Annotated in this window: 12 protein-coding genes; 5 read left to right on the top strand and 7 right to left on the bottom strand. The window is 60.2% G+C overall.

The genetic code is table 11. The features are described 5' to 3' along the window. Window positions 1–12: 12 nt before the first annotated feature. Together ACWKWX_RS14550 and ACWKWX_RS14545 are read left to right on the top strand one after the other, a co-directional pair. A complete protein-coding gene (locus ACWKWX_RS14550) occupies window positions 13–1,461 on the top strand; it encodes a PAAR domain-containing protein (protein ID WP_483828154.1) in 1,449 nt (482 codons plus the stop codon). Next, window positions 1,458–2,093: a hypothetical protein gene (locus ACWKWX_RS14545; RefSeq protein ID WP_483828153.1), complete on the top strand. Its 636-nt coding sequence runs from the start codon at window positions 1,458–1,460 to the stop codon at window positions 2,091–2,093. Before ACWKWX_RS14550 ends, ACWKWX_RS14545 begins: the two co-directional genes overlap by 4 nt. A 401-nt stretch (window positions 2,094–2,494) precedes the next feature. On the opposite strand, the gene ACWKWX_RS14540 is transcribed toward ACWKWX_RS14545, so the two are convergent. Then, on the bottom strand, window positions 2,495–2,656 hold the full coding sequence (locus ACWKWX_RS14540) for a hypothetical protein (protein ID WP_416422904.1): 162 nt from the start codon (window positions 2,654–2,656) through the stop codon (window positions 2,495–2,497). A 59-nt stretch (window positions 2,657–2,715) separates the two neighbouring features. Next, window positions 2,716–3,060, bottom strand: coding sequence for an aspartate-semialdehyde dehydrogenase (locus tag ACWKWX_RS14535; protein ID WP_416422903.1), 345 nt, complete (start codon window positions 3,058–3,060; stop codon window positions 2,716–2,718). Between the two features lie 190 nt (window positions 3,061–3,250). Between ACWKWX_RS14535 and rapA the strand changes: the two genes are divergently transcribed. Then, on the top strand, window positions 3,251–6,097 hold the full coding sequence (gene rapA / locus ACWKWX_RS14530) for an RNA polymerase-associated protein RapA (RefSeq protein WP_416422902.1): 2,847 nt from the start codon (window positions 3,251–3,253) through the stop codon (window positions 6,095–6,097). 91 nt (window positions 6,098–6,188) lie between these two features. Here the strand turns inward: rapA and ACWKWX_RS14525 are convergent, their stop codons facing one another. Genes ACWKWX_RS14525 through ACWKWX_RS14515 form a run of 3 tightly spaced genes read right to left on the bottom strand, consistent with a single transcriptional unit; the run spans window position 6,189 to window position 8,715 of the window. Beyond that, complete coding sequence (locus tag ACWKWX_RS14525) at window positions 6,189–6,977, bottom strand: ABC transporter permease (protein WP_416422901.1); 789 nt, start codon at window positions 6,975–6,977, stop codon at window positions 6,189–6,191. Then, window positions 6,974–7,774 (bottom strand): ABC transporter permease, encoded by an 801-nt coding sequence (locus ACWKWX_RS14520; RefSeq protein ID WP_416422900.1) that lies wholly within the window; start codon window positions 7,772–7,774, stop codon window positions 6,974–6,976. The genes ACWKWX_RS14525 and ACWKWX_RS14520 overlap by 4 nt, the downstream gene beginning before the upstream one ends. Beyond that, entirely contained in the window at window positions 7,774–8,715 is a 942-nt protein-coding gene (locus ACWKWX_RS14515) for an ABC transporter ATP-binding protein (protein WP_483828152.1), read from the bottom strand. The genes ACWKWX_RS14520 and ACWKWX_RS14515 overlap by 1 nt, the downstream gene beginning before the upstream one ends. A 668-nt stretch (window positions 8,716–9,383) precedes the next feature. On the opposite strand from ACWKWX_RS14515, the gene ACWKWX_RS14510 reads away from it, so the two are divergent. After that, window positions 9,384–10,586, top strand: coding sequence for an MFS transporter (locus ACWKWX_RS14510; RefSeq protein ID WP_483828151.1), 1,203 nt, complete (start codon window positions 9,384–9,386; stop codon window positions 10,584–10,586). 12 nt (window positions 10,587–10,598) lie between these two features. On the opposite strand, the gene ACWKWX_RS14505 is transcribed toward ACWKWX_RS14510, so the two are convergent. Then, on the bottom strand, window positions 10,599–11,948 hold the full coding sequence (locus tag ACWKWX_RS14505; protein WP_483828150.1) for a spinster family MFS transporter: 1,350 nt from the start codon (window positions 11,946–11,948) through the stop codon (window positions 10,599–10,601). A gap of 244 nt (window positions 11,949–12,192) precedes the next feature. Between ACWKWX_RS14505 and ACWKWX_RS14500 the strand changes: the two genes are divergently transcribed. Continuing rightward, on the top strand, window positions 12,193–14,463 hold the full coding sequence (locus ACWKWX_RS14500; RefSeq protein ID WP_483828149.1) for a putative bifunctional diguanylate cyclase/phosphodiesterase: 2,271 nt from the start codon (window positions 12,193–12,195) through the stop codon (window positions 14,461–14,463). A 109-nt stretch (window positions 14,464–14,572) separates the two neighbouring features. Here ACWKWX_RS14500 and ACWKWX_RS14495 read toward each other — a convergent pair whose 3' ends face one another. Next, on the bottom strand, window positions 14,573–14,878 hold the full coding sequence (locus ACWKWX_RS14495; RefSeq protein ID WP_416422895.1) for a DUF2288 domain-containing protein: 306 nt from the start codon (window positions 14,876–14,878) through the stop codon (window positions 14,573–14,575). Window positions 14,879–14,956 lie beyond the last annotated feature (78 nt).

Genomic DNA, 14,956 nt, shown 5'->3' with positions numbered 1-14,956 from the left:
GACGCGTCAGCCATGCAGCGCTACCACATCACCGTTGGTGCCCGTACTACCGCTGGCGGCACCGTGACTTCGGGCTCCAGCCGCAGCACCATCAATGACCAGCCAATGGCCCGCGAAGGCGACGAGGTGCAATGCCCAGCCTGCGCCAGCACCGGGCGGATTGTCTGCGACGGCCTGCATCTTTCGGAAACCATTGAAGGGCGCGAGGTGGCCCTAGATGGCGACGTGTGCCGATGCCTGTGCAGCCCCCCGCCGCGGCTGATCGCCAACCAGACCCTGCGTTCCCAGACCATTGCCGATAGTGCCATCCCACCCACGGCCAGAGCGGCCTCACAACCCACCGCTGCCGCTCCCTCACGCCCCACAAGCCCGGCGCGTGCTGTCAGCGTCGGCACCCCGAACATCGCTTTCGCGCAAGGCTCGGCCTGCGAAGACCTGTGGCGCGAGTATCAACTTCAGGCCGAAGCCATCGTCGCACCGGGCGGCACCTTGATAGCGGACGCCAAGGCCCGCAACCGCGCCATCAACGCCGCCTACGCACGCCTATGGCTGGAAGACCCACGCTTCCAGTGGGCCGGGCTGGCGGCATTCGCCTCCAAGCAGGTGGGCTGCGGCCTGCTGCACGCGTCGGAGTCCATCGAAAAGGTCCAGGCCGAACATGACACCCGCCTGCACCTGGGGCAAAGCGCCCGGCGCGGCTTCTTCGGGCTGTTCAGCAGCCGCAACGAGCGGGAGCGGCAGGAGAAAGTCGACGCGTTCAAGCAGAGCCGGCACGAACATCAAGCCGCCCGTGACAACAACCCGGTGCCAAACATTGACCTGCGGCGCACGGGCGAGCCGTTATCGCTGGTGCAGCAGCAGTTGCAGCATGTGTACAACATGCTGGCGATGGGGAATACCACGCTGTTCCTGGATGTTTATCCGCTGCATCTTTTTTATCGGGAGCGGGGGTTGGGGGCGTTGGAGTCGTGTTTGCCGGTACGTGCTGAACTGTACAAGAAGCATCCGGTGCTGTGGCTTGTTCAGCGGGAGACGTTGGCGTTTGGCCGAGTTCGTACTGAGGTTCTGGAAACGTTTCGTGCAATTGAGTCAGGGAAAATTGCGAACAGCGTCGAATCTCTCGCCAAGCATGAACAGGTCAATATCCTGCAACCCGTCATGTATGGCAATTCACAGTTTGTGCGCCTGTTAAGAGGCAACCATCTCTCGTTCGTGATTGGATTCCCGTCCGGCGCCGCGCAAGCGATTGAGCTAACGCTAGCCAACCAGTGCCGACGAATCGATGATGAGCGCACCATAGGTTTCGGCAACAACCCGTTTGCCGACCTGTCGGATATCAACCAGCGTATGCCGTTCGTGCTTAACGCTGCTACGAGGTTCGATCACCTGCTCAATAGCAGCAGCCGCACTCTCATAGAACAATCCCTGCGCAATATCGCTTCGGCAGGAATGGAGCCATGACCCGCATAACCCGGTTGGGCTGGCGGCATGCATTGATTGCTTTGGCAGTGCCTTTTCTGATCACGGTAGAAGTACTTTCGGATGACCCGGAAATAGCGTTGGTCATTGGCGAGCCTTTTGAGGATATGCGCCGACGTTCCAGCGCATCCATTGCACCCGCGTTTACGGGCCATAGCTGGTTCAGCATTCCCAAGTCCGACGCCCGCTTGAACTTCATGGATGCCCACTATGGGTTTGTGACGCCATTGGCCCGCTTCTTTGTTGTCATGTACGACGAGGGGCTGATCAGCAGTGTGCGAATCTCTCCTCAAACAGAGCCACTCCTACTCGACGAAACCCTCAAAATTGCTTTGGATTTACAGGATCAGTGGCGTCGAACCGGGTGGATACTCACCCGGCCGAGCGATTTTCCAGCCATCACGGACACGCCTGCCTGGCGAGAGCGCCTTCGACAAAGACGCACAGGCATCACTACGTATTGGCAGGCAGAAGATCGATACCAAGTGGTCATGGATATCGGCAGATTTACCGACCGCAAGCGCCCGAAAGAAGAGCGCTATCTCATCTCGTTGGCGGTATCAAAGCCTTTCGTGAAACCTTGGGAAGCGTATTCGACGCCGGTCGTGCCGTAGCAGCTGCCGCCAGGCTGCGTCGCGCCGCGCGGGCGGTGCCCGGTCTCAAGAGCGGCAAACCAGACTCGGCTGGCGCCTGTTAGCCGTGACGCGAGCGCCAAGCGGAACCTCGAGGAAATCTCGGTATGCCTGTGGCGAGCCCGCGTGAGGGCTCGGGTGTGCATGCCGTGGTTTTGCGCGTGCGCCGTGACGCAGCCTTTGGCAGCTGCTACATCGCTTGCAACGTGCCACGGACAGTTTGTGGGGGGATTTCGAAGCACTTCTTGAAGGGCAAAAAAAATGGGCGACCGAAGTCGCCCTAAATGCCTTGCGTGCTCTGTTGAAGCGCAAACCGCGTTTGCGTTCGATGGAGCAAAGATTAGCGAAGCCCTGGCCAGGGGAAACTGACCCAGGTCAAGGTTTCAACGCTTCTTGGGCTTTTTCTTCGGCTTTTTCTTCGCCGCGCCCAGGGGCATGGCCTGCTCGAACTGCTGGCGCATGTCGTTCAGGCGCTTGTCGTTGAGGTCGTGGACGCGCTTGGCGCGCTCCGCGGAGAAGTCGATCAGCTTGTCGTCCTGGCTCATGGTCACTACGTCAGGTGGGGCGAAATAGGCCTTCATAATGGCGGCAGACGCCCGCCGGATCAAACCTCGATGTCCACCCACAGGCCCTGGCGCGGTTCGTCGTCGATCAACGGTGCCACCGGCACGGTGTTGTCGGCGTTGAGTTCGTGGCCCGGCACCGGCAAATGCGCCTCGGGGTCGTTCTCGGCCTCTTCGCGCTGGCGCTGGCGGCGGCGCTGGCGCTCGGCTTCCTCGCGCAGCAGCAGGGCGGCGGTTTCCTGGTCACGCTGGCGCAGGTCGATCTCGCTCTCGTCCGACGTCGGCTGCGTGGGCGCCACCGGCGCGATCACCGTGGGCGCTGGTCTGACCGGGTCCAACTGCGACGTCACCGGGACTACGCTGAGTGGAAGGATGGGTGGCAACATGTTCGAGTTCTCCTGTTGCCGGGGTAACGGCGGCAGGTGGTTCGGCTTGAAAGGTTTCTCCTTGAAGTATCGACTCCGTCACAAACAGTTTAGTGCAATCGGCGTGAGCAGCTTCCCGACGAGACTCTTTGGCCCTGAGCCCCATCATCCGGTACCATAGTCGGCTTTTTCATGGCGGGAGTCAGGCAGCATGGCGCAGCAGTATCAACCGGGGCAACGCTGGATTAGCGACAGCGAAGCAGAGCTAGGTCTTGGCACCGTTCTGGCACAGGACGGTCGCTTGTTGACCGTGCTCTACCCGGCCACTGGCGACACTCGCCAATACGCCCTGCGCAACGCGCCGCTGACCCGGGTGCGGTTCTCTCCAGGTGACCAGATCACCCATTTCGAAGGCTGGAAGCTGACCGTCCAGGAAGTCGAGGACGTCGACGGCCTGCTGGTGTACCACGGCCTGGACGCGCAGAACCAACCCTGCACCCTGCCCGAAACCCAGCTGTCGAACTTCATCCAGTTCCGCCTGGCCAGCGACCGCCTGTTCGCCGGCCAGATCGACCCGCTGGCCTGGTTCTCGCTGCGCTACAACACCCTGGAGCACACCAGCAAGCAGCTGACCTCCTCGCTGTGGGGCCTGGGCGGCGTGCGCGCACAACCCATCGCTCACCAGCTGCACATCGCCCGCGAAGTGGCCGACCGCATCGCCCCGCGCGTGCTGCTGGCCGACGAAGTGGGCCTGGGCAAGACCATCGAGGCCGGCCTGATCATCCACCGCCAACTGCTGTCGGGCCGTGCCGCCCGCGTGCTGATCCTGGTGCCGGAGAACCTGCAGCACCAGTGGCTGGTGGAAATGCGCCGCCGCTTCAACCTGGAAGTCGCGCTGTTCGACCGCGAGCGCTTCATCGAAAGCGACGCCACCAACCCCTTCGAGGACGCGCAACTGGCGCTGGTCTCGCTGGAGTGGCTGACCGAGGACGAAAAAGCCCAGGACGCGCTGTTCGCCGCCGAATGGGACCTGATGGTCGTCGACGAAGCCCACCACCTGGTGTGGCACGAGACCAAGGCCAGCCCGCAGTACGCGCTGGTGGAGCAACTGGCCGAGGTCATCCCCGGCGTGCTGCTGCTCACCGCCACCCCGGAACAGTTGGGCCAGGACAGCCACTTCGCGCGCCTGCGCCTGCTGGACCCGAACCGTTTCCATGACCTGGCCGCCTTCCGCGCCGAGAGCGAGCACTATCGCCCGGTGGCCGAAGCCGTGCAGGAACTGCTGGACAAGGGGCGCCTGTCGCCCAAGGCCCACGAAACCATCCATAACTTCCTCGGTGCCGAGGGCGAGGCCCTGCTGACCGCCGTCAACGACGGCGATGCCGAGGCCAGCGCGCGCCTGATCCGCGAACTGCTGGACCGCCACGGCACCGGCCGCGTGCTGTTCCGCAACACCCGCGCCGCCGTGCAGGGCTTCCCCGAGCGCAAGCTGCACCCGTACCCGCTGGCCAACCCGGACGAGTACATGGAGCTGCCGCTGGGCGAGCACGCCGAGCTGTACCCGGAAGTGGCCTTCCAGGCCCAGGCCGAGACTGACGAGGAAAACCGCTGGTGGCGCTTCGACCCACGCGTCGAATGGCTGATCGACCAGCTGAAAATGCTCAAGCGCACCAAGGTGCTGGTGATCTGTGCCCACGCCGAGACCGCCATGGACCTGGAAGACGCCCTGCGCGTGCGCTCCGGCATCCCGGCCACGGTGTTCCACGAGGGCATGAACATCCTCGAGCGTGACCGCGCCGCCGCCTACTTCGCCGACGAAGAGTTTGGCGCCCAGGTGTTGATCTGTTCGGAAATCGGCAGTGAAGGCCGCAACTTCCAGTTCGCCCACCACCTGGTGATGTTCGACCTGCCGGCCCACCCGGACCTGCTGGAGCAACGTATCGGCCGCCTGGACCGTATCGGCCAGAAGCACGTCATCGAACTGCACGTGCCGTACCTGCAGGACAGCCCGCAAGAGCGCCTGTTCCAGTGGTACCACGAGGCGCTGAACGCCTTCCTCAACACCTGCCCTACCGGCAACGCCCTGCAGCACCAGTTCGGCCCGCGCCTGCTGCCGCTGCTCGAAGGCGGCGACGAAGACAACTGGGACACCCTGGTGGCCGAGGCCCGCGGCGAGCGCGAGCGCCTGGAAAGCGAGCTGCACACCGGCCGTGACCGCCTGCTGGAACTGAACTCCGGCGGTGGCGGCGAAGGCAAGGCGCTGGTCGCCGCCATCGAGGAACAGGACGACCAGTTCGCCTTGCCGATCTACATGGAAACCCTGTTCGACGCCTTCGGCATCGACAGCGAAGACCATTCCGACAACGCCCTGATCCTCAAGCCGAGCGAGAAAATGCTCGATGCCAGCTTCCCGCTGGGCGACGACGAAGGCGTGACCATTACCTACGACCGCCACCAGGCGCTGTCGCGTGAAGACATGCAGTTCATCACCTGGGAACACCCCATGGTGCAGGGCGGCATGGACCTGGTGCTGTCCGGCTCCATGGGCAACACCGCCGTGGCGTTGATCAAGAACAAGGCGCTCAAGCCCGGCACCGTGCTGCTGGAACTGCTGTACGTCAGCGAAGTGGTGGCCCCGCGCGCCCTGCAACTGGGCCGCTACCTGCCGCCCCAGGCGCTGCGCTGCCTGCTGGACGCCAACGGCAACGACCTGTCGTCGCGCGTCTCGTTCGCCACCCTCAACGACCAGCTGGAAAGCGTGCCCAAGGCCAGCGCCAACAAATTCATCCAGGCCCAGCGCGACGTCCTCACCCCGCGCATCAACGCCGGCGAGACCAAGGTCCTGCCGCGCCACCTGGAACGCGTGGCCGAAGCCAAGCGCCGCCTGGCCGCCGAAACCGAAGAAGAACTGGCCCGCCTGACCGCCCTGCAGGCCGTCAACCCCACCGTGCGCACCAGCGAACTGGATGCACTGCGCAAGCAGCGTGAACAGGGGCTGGCGATGTTCGAGAAGGCGGCGTTGCGGTTGGAAGCGATTCGGGTGCTGGTGGCGGGTTGACCGCTTAGCTTGATCCGGAAAAGAAGCCCGCGCGATGCGGGCTTTTTTTATGGTTGTTTCGCGCGGCCACGCTTGCCCCCCCCATCGCACATCAACTACTAGCGCTTTCGTACGAACGCAAAGCAAAGACCCAGAACATTCTTGAAATGCAGAGTGAGATCAGGCAAGCCAGAGTTGCACCTACCACAGATGCTTGACTTGCCATTCCCATAGCGCCGTCTACAGGTACGTTCGAAATAAAGTATATAGGAACAAAAAACGTCAGCAGTACCCGAACGGACTGTGGAAAAGCCGAAACTGGAAAACGGCCGACCTCCATGATGGTGTAACTGACAATCCAGATATCTCCGATCTTTACGAACCATATGGACAGCGTGCAGGTGATAAGGAATAACGAATAAAAAATTGCAACGCCTCCCATCAGCAGGCCAGCAAAAACCAGTAGGTTGCTGCCCCCTAACGTGCCTTGGGCGTGCATCGAATAGACGACGACGGCAACACCAATGATCGCTCGCGGGAGCTCCCAGATATTAACCTTTGAGAATGACACCGAAAACTGACAGTCAACCGGGCGGAGCAAAAGGCAATCCAGGTCTCCGGTACGAACTTTTTCTGACAACGCATGCAGGCTTGGAAACAGCCACATTTCAAGCAGCCCCTCGAGAGTCAGGGCCACGCCAAACAAAGCAAGCACTTGGTAAATATTCCACCCTCCAAGGCTGCCCACTTCAGCGAACATGGCATCTAGAAAATAAAGCGCCAAGATCAACCCAACCAATGTAGTGATCATATTGGCGACGGCGTTCGTCCTGAACTCCATTTCCTCAATAGCCGAATGCCTGACCAGCGCTGCCAGAATTTTCAGATTCCTCAAGGTCATATACCCGCCCCCGAAAACCGTTTCAACCCTTGCGTCCAGAGTTTACGGCGGAGGGCAACGAGCGTGAAAACCCAGAAAAGCTGAACAGAGAAACCCTGCAAATACTCTACCCCTGACGCCTTCCCGAGCAGAACCTTGACGGGAAAGTCTAGCGCTGCCGCGAACGGCAACAACAAAACGATCGAGCGAGTCGCCTCAGGCAACAGATCAATAGGAATGAGCGTGCTACCAAGAACGGTGTACAACGACCAGACAGCAGCGTCAAATGCGACAGAGTTGGCCGTCCAGAATGCGAGCAAACCAACACAGTAATAAATATGAAAAACTATAACCCATGCCAACACAAGCGCCACCAGAAACAGTGGCAGCTGCTTAATCACCACTTGCAGATCGATTGAAAAAATCAACCCACCAATACAGAACACAGTGACTACTATCGGCGCACGCACTAGCATCTTCCCCACTGGCTCGGCGACATGAAACCAGAAAGGTGGAATTGGCTTAAGCAGCCTCCCCGAGAGTGTGCCTTTGCGTATTTCATCGTTAAGAACGAAGATAACCCAGGCCGCCGTGAGCTGTCGGACCAAATAGACCCCCAAGAAATATCCTGCAAAGTCCTTCGCCGTATAGCCATTGATTACTTTATCTCGTGAAATCTCCCACCAGATCATCATCATGAATAAAGGCGCGACGCCACTGAGCAACCACACAACTAGCTGAGCCCTGTAGATGATCGTCATCTGCACGCTGATTCGGAGTAGCTGACCAGCGACGGCGAGCATTGAAAATTTGGTCATTAGCAAACAGGTTCCTTCGCCAGCAGCAATCGAGGGAATGCCTGGTCAAGCGAAGGCCGCTGGATCGAAATATCCGTTACAGGCAGGTTCGCAAGCAGCCAAGCGACAGCATCGGTTACTTGGCCGTCAGGCACCAAAATTTCCGCGCCATCAGGTGTCAGACTAATAAGCGTACCGTAAGCCAGAAGTGACTCTCGACACACAGGCAGTGAGAACCGGAGGGAAACCTGTCGCTCGGACACTTGGGCTTTCACCAGTGCTTGGCGATCACCGTCAAATACGATTCCCCCTTCATTCAAGACGATTACCCGGTCAGCCAAGGCTTCTATATCTGCCATGTAGTGTGACGTCAATATGATGGTCGCCCCCGTTTCTTTATTGTAATCAAATAGGAATTTGCGAATAGCCGCCTGCATCGCAAGATCAAGACCAATTGTGGGCTCATCGAGAAACAGGATATTTGGACGGTGCAACAACGAAAGTATCAACTCGCATTTCATCCTCTCACCCAGTGATAGCTTCCTCACCGGACGATGAATGATGTCATCGGCCGATAGTAATTCACATAATTCTTTGATGCGCTGACGGCGCTCCGTAGGGGGGATATCGTAAAGCGCGGCTTGAAGATGGAATGACTCAAGCGCCGGCAAGTCCCAGGCCAGTTGTTGCTTCTGCCCCATGACCAACGCAATCGACTTGAGAAAGTCGCGCTGCCTCTTGAACGGCTCTTGCCCGAGCACGCACAAGCTCCCGGCACTGGGCCTTATTATTCCCGAGAGCATTTTCAGCGTGGTGGTCTTTCCTGCGCCGTTACTACCCAGAAACCCAACCACCTCCCCCTCATCAATGGAAAAGGAAACATCCTTGACGGCTGAAATGCTAATCTGCTCTCTACGAAAGTATCGAAACAAATTGCGTGAGGCGTGGTCAGTCTTGTGCACTCGGTACACTTTACTTACAGCAGACAACTCAATTACCTTTGACATACTCTTCCGCACCCACCCCGCTCACTGTAGAAGTTATTTTCGAACCTCGCCCTTATCAGCTTGATGCTTCAACATCATGTCACTACCGCGATGCCGTGCCTATAGGTTTGATTACACCAAGGAAGTCGTCAAGGGCAAAATCTGATTTCGGGTCTCGGCCAGCTTTGAAAAGATCCGCCTCGCCCATGCTTAGTTGCTAGCCATTAGCAAGCCAAATAAACCGAGAGCACAACCATAGCGCTGCTAGCAGAATAAACCACAACCCCATCAACAAGTTGTAAAACGCAACTGCCACCGCCAAGCGAAGACGATCTTGGCCCGTAAACCCACTATCGCGCCTCCCACCCATTACAACTGCAACACCTTGAAAAATCTTTTCCAGAAAGACGCGACACAGCCACAAGCCCAGCAATACCCGGAAATAATTTCACTCAGCATGCACTCTCAGAAAACCACAGCACAAAGCTTGCTATTTCACCAATGCGGCGTGGGGGCAAACCCAACATCCCGTTACAACTCCTTGAATTGCCATCCACACGAATGCCGACCAAGATTCAGCCTACGCGGCACGGCGCCAACTCCAGCGACCAAAAAACAAAAGCAACCCGACACCAGGAGCCACCATGCGGTCCACTCAAACATTTCCGGTCGACATCACCACCCAACGCCTTACGTTATTTTATTTCCTTGTTTCATTCTCAGTAGAACGCGGGCTTTTCGTATTCTTCCTGAAGGAAAATGGATATACGCTTATTGAAATCGGGCTACTCCAAACAGCCTTTTCAGTTTCACTGTTTTTATTTGAGTTACCCAGCGGCTATTTAGCCGACAAATTTGGGCGGGTAGCCGCGCTTGCAACAGGAGGGTTATTAGCGACAACGAGCTTGTCCGGACAATTTATTTTTGTAGCCTGCCTGCCACTGACGACAGTCTTCTTCATCACTCACGCGCTGTCTTTCTCTTTAATCTCCGGGTCTTTAAGCAGCGCACTGCACCAACATCTCACCACGCTCGATGTCTTGCACCGGTACTCGAGCCACTACGCAACCCTCCAGTTCGCAGGCAGCCTTTCATTGGGACTGGCGATGATCACCGCAGCCCCGATCCTAAGCCTGGGGGGATGGACCGCAATCTACGTGACTTCCGTCTTCGTGACCGGACTCAGCGTGATCGTGATATTCCCGCTTGCTCGTCAGGAAGCGTCAGCCTTGACGGCAAGCACACACTCCATAAAGCTCACCATCTTCATCAAGGAGTTGGTCGCCATCGCGCCCATCGCGATTCCCTTTGCGATGATACATGCCGCAATGACACCCTATTTTCTCTACGCCAGTTCTTCATTCCATGAGGCAGGCTTGAGCAAAGGCGTGGCCAGCGCCGCTGTAGGCATCGCGGAGATACTCAGCGCAATCACGGTCCTGTGCCTGACACGCTTCCTGCCAGCCACGTCGAAACACAGCATACCGACCCTCATGCTACTGACGTCAGTTGTCATTGCAGCGAACCCGGTGTATTCCCCATACGTGGCAATCACCGCTTTCCTCATTGCCAACACCTTGACTCTCTGGGCAACCATACTCACCAGCCACACCATAAACTCGACCATCAAAGCGGACCATCTCAGAACAACAACCTTATCGGCGGCAGCGTTTGTTGACATGCTATTCATTTCAGCTGGGTTCATGACCTATGGTTTCATGGCCGAATCGCACTCCAGCAGCATCTCGCTACTCGCCGTTTCGATTTTCCCCCTCGCAGGAGCGACCACGCTGATCGCAACCACAAAAACAATAAGCGGCAGGAAAAGCAGCGCTTCATCCAGTTAGCAATCTCCGCCGCTACGCACCCACCACCACCCCACCCTCCGCCCGAACCACCACCATCCCCTCCCGCATCCGCTGCGCATCCTGCTTGAAGCTCCTGGCCGCCAACCCCAGGAACACCAACGTCATCACCAACGCCACCGGTATCGACAGCATGGCGTCATGCAGCCCTTCGGCCTTGAACACTTCGCTCATTTCACTGGCCCCGGCCGCAGCCATGGCCTGGTGGGCGAAGCGGTCGCTGAGCAGCCCGGCCACCACGGGTCCCATGGAGCCGCCCAGCAGGTACAGGCCAGCAAAGAACAGCGCCATGGCGGTGGCGCGCATGCGTGGGTGCACCACTTCCAGGATGGCGGTGTAGGCGCAGGTATAGAAGGCGTAGCTGAAGAACCAGCCCAGGCCGAACACGGTGACGAACAGGCCGATGTCGATGCGCCCGGCCATCAACGCCCAGGCAGTGGCGCTGGCGGCGACTACCATGCAGCTGGCGGCCAGCACCAGGCGGCCGTTGGCCAGGCGTTGCTGGACTTTGTCGGCCACCCAGCCGCCCAGGGTCAGGCCTACCAGGCCAGTGACGCCGACGATGACGCCGGTGGACACCGCGGCCTGGTGCAGCGGCAGGTGGAAGTAGCGTTGCAGCAGCGGCACCATGAAGCTGTTGCAGGCGTAGGTGGCGAAGTTGAACGCCAGGCCCGCCAGCACCAGCCAGCAGAAGGTGGGGATGGCCAGCAGCCGGCGCAGGGGCTTGTCCAGCGGCTGCTGGGACACCGGCTCGGCCTCGGCGGCGCCGCGCGCCGGTTCGCGGATGGTGAACATGAACAGCGCCAGCAGCAGCCCCGGCACCGCCGCCACGAAGAACGGCGCGCGCCAGTTGCCGAAGAACTCGACCATGGCGCCAATGGTGAAGAACGCCAGCAGCAGGCCCAAGGGCAGGCCGAGCATGAAGATGCCCATGGCCCGGCCGCGGCGCTGAGGCGGGAACAGGTCGCCGATCAGCGAGTTGGCCGCCGGCGCGTAGCTGGCCTCGCCGATGCCGATGCCCATGCGCACCAGCAGGAAGGTCCAGAAGCCACCGACGAAACCGTTCACCGCGGTCAGCGCGCTCCACACCGCCAGGCCCCAGCCCATCATCTTGCGACGCGAGCCAGTGTCAGCCATGCGCCCCAGGGGGATGCCGGCCACGGCGTACACCAGGGTGAAGGCGGTGCCGGCGATGCCCAGTTCGAAGTCACTGAGGTGCCACTCCATGCGCAGCGGCTCGATGATGATGGCCGGGATGGTGCGGTCGAAGAAGTTGAACAGGTTGGCCAGGAACAGCAGGAACAGGATGCGCCACGCGTGGGGCGCCTGGGCGGATGTCGGCATGAGTGGGCTCGCTATTCTTGTTATTGGGCCTGATGAAATCTAGAAGGTGAATTCGCGCATGTCCGTTGCATCAGCTAGCGTGATGGTGAGGCATTGACAGACGGGGCGCTGGTTATCGCGGATGGCTATTGTATTGATTACGAAATGATTGGAAGCACTTTGCCAGCAGGCAAGGGCCACCTTCTATACTGTTCCTGAATAGCCACCTCTGGGTGGTGTGGGGGCGTTTGTCCAGAGGCATGCTATGGATTGGCTCGGCTTACATTTCATCGGCGACTTGCCCGAATCAGGGCAGATCCTGCTCAACTGCAGCCATAACCCGTTCCTGGTACTGCTGGCCTATGTCGTGGCCTGCGCCGGCAGTTTCGCCACCCTCGACATGGCCGAGCGCATCAGCCACGTCGAGCGCCCCGGCGCCCGCCACCAGTGGCGCTGGATTGGTGCGCTGTGCCTGGCCGGCGGCATCTGGGCCATGCACTTCATCAGCATGCTGGCCTTCGAAACGCCCATCGAGATGCACTTCGACCTGCCGATCACCGTGGTCTCGCTGCTGATCGCCCTGGTGGCCGGCTTGTTGGCCATGAGCACCCTGAGCCGCGAAGTCATCACCCTGCCCGACTACATCAAGTCGTCCATCGGCATCGGCCTGAGCATCGCCGGCATGCACTACGTGGGCATGGTTGCCATGCGCTCCAATGCCACCCAGTATTTCGAGCCCAAGCTGTTCGTGCTGTCCATCCTCGTGGCCATAGGCGCCAGCTTCGCCGCGCTGATGCTGGCGCGGCACTTCCGCAACGGCAGCGGCACCTTCCACCAGTTGCTCAAGTACAGCGCCAGCCTGCTGATGGGCGCCGGCATCGTCGCCACGCACTTCCTGGGCATGTGGTCGCTGGTGATGGCCGTGCCCCAGGGCAGCGCGCTGCATGCGCCCATGGTCGACAACAGCCTGGAACTGGGGCTGACCGTGGCGTTCATCACCCTGCTGATCATTGCCAGCAGCCTCAGCGCGGCGCTGGCCGACAAGAAGCTGCAGAGCAAGGAGCACGACCTGCGCCGGGTCAACGCCCTGCTCAGCCAGCTGGACCAGGCGCGGGTGTCGCTGCAACAGGTAGCCCACTACGATGCACTGACCAACCTCATCAACCGCCGCGGCTTCAACCAGCTGTTCGGCGAAAAACTGATCGAGCAGAAGCTCAACGGCGGCATGCTGGCGGTGATGTTCCTCGACATCGACCACTTCAAACGCATCAACGACAGCCTGGGCCACGACGCCGGCGACGAGCTGCTCAAGGTCATCGCCGGCCATATCAAGGCCGCCACCCGCAGCCACGCCGACGTGGTGGCGCGGTTTGGCGGCGACGAGTTCTGCATCCTGATTGCCATGAACAACCGCGACGAAGCCCGGCACATGGCCCAGCGCATCATGCTGAAGATGAAGGAACCCATCGACCTGGCCGGCCGGCGCATGGTGATGACCACCAGCATCGGCATCAGCGTGTTCCCCGATGATGGCGACACCTGCGAAGAGCTGCTCAAGCACGCCGACCTGGCGCTGTACCAGTCCAAGGGTGCGGGCCGCAACGCGTTGCATTTTTTCAGCGCCAACCTGCGCACCAAGGCAACGCTTGAGCTGCAACTGGAGGAAGAACTGCGCAATGCCCTGCGCTCGGGTGACGAGCTGGAGCTGTTCTACCAGCCCATCTTCGACCTGCACAGCGGCCAGGTGTCCAAGCTGGAGGCGCTGATCCGCTGGCGCCACCCGCAGCACGGCTTGCTCAGCCCCGACCGCTTCATCGCCATTGCCGAGACCAACGGCCTGATCGCCGAACTGGACAACTGGGTGCTGCAACGAGCCTGCCGCGACCTGGCGCACCTGGGCCACAACGGCTGCGAGCAACTGAAGATCACGGTGAACTGCTCGGCCCTGAACCTGGCCCGCGAAGAGCTGGTGGGCGAGATACGCGAGGCCCTGGCCGAAGCGGGCGTGGCGCCCCAGCGCCTGGAGCTGGAGGTGACCGAGAACGCGCTGATGGGCAACATCACCACCACCATCAGCCTGCTGTCGCAGATCCGCGCGCTGGGCGTGTCGCTGTCCATTGATGACTTCGGCACCGGCTATTCGTCGCTGGCCTACCTCAAGCGCCTGCCGCTGGACACCCTGAAGATCGACCGCTCGTTCATCCAGGACATCCCCCGTTCGGCCGCCGACATGGAGATTGTCCAGGCCATTATCGTCATGGCCCACACCCTGCACCTGCAGGTGGTGACCGAAGGCGTGGAAACCGTGCAGCAGTACGAATTCCTCAGCCGCTACGGCTGCGACTACGTGCAGGGCTACCTGCTGAGCCGGCCGGTGCCACTGTCGGAGCTGCGGCCGATCCTGGACCAGCTCAACCAGTACTCTGGCAACAGCAACAGCTACCCGGTGCCCACCCGCGCCAACGACGAACGCGTGGTGCGCGACCTGTTCGCCGAGGCGCCCGCCACCCAACCCCTGGCCCGCCCGGCCAGGTAAACCCGACTGCCCCGTAGCAGCTGCCGCAGGCGGCGTCCGGCCACACCGCCAATGGGTGATCGGACGCAGCCTGCGGCAGCTGCTACGGGGCACCGTTGTGGTGCAGGAATTACTGCGCTGCCCTTTCCTGGATCAGCACCCAGGGCGACACCACCACCGCCCACAAGGTTGGATTTCGTTCAACACAGTCCAGCGCCTGCGATTCAGACACCTTGTCGAGCAAACCTTCGCTCATCCACTGCGCCACTTTCGCGCCATCATCCGTGGCCACGGCCTCGGCGGCAGCGACCAAATCCAGCGCAGGCTCGACCCACAACAGGGCACCGCGGGCAAAAAACGGTTGCAGCTCCTGCCATCCGATAACGGCGGTCTCGCCGAGCAGCTTGGCATAGAGGGTGCTAGGTTGTTCAGTCATGGGTTTCACCAAAAATAAAATCTGGCGCAATGATAACGCCCGGATTGCCTTGGAAAAACCCGGTTTCAAATAAGTGAT

It is taken from the genome of Pseudomonas imperatae (assembly GCF_057128625.1).
The sequence above is the reverse complement of the archived record's forward strand: the minus strand, read 5'-3'. Positions and strand labels throughout refer to the sequence as shown.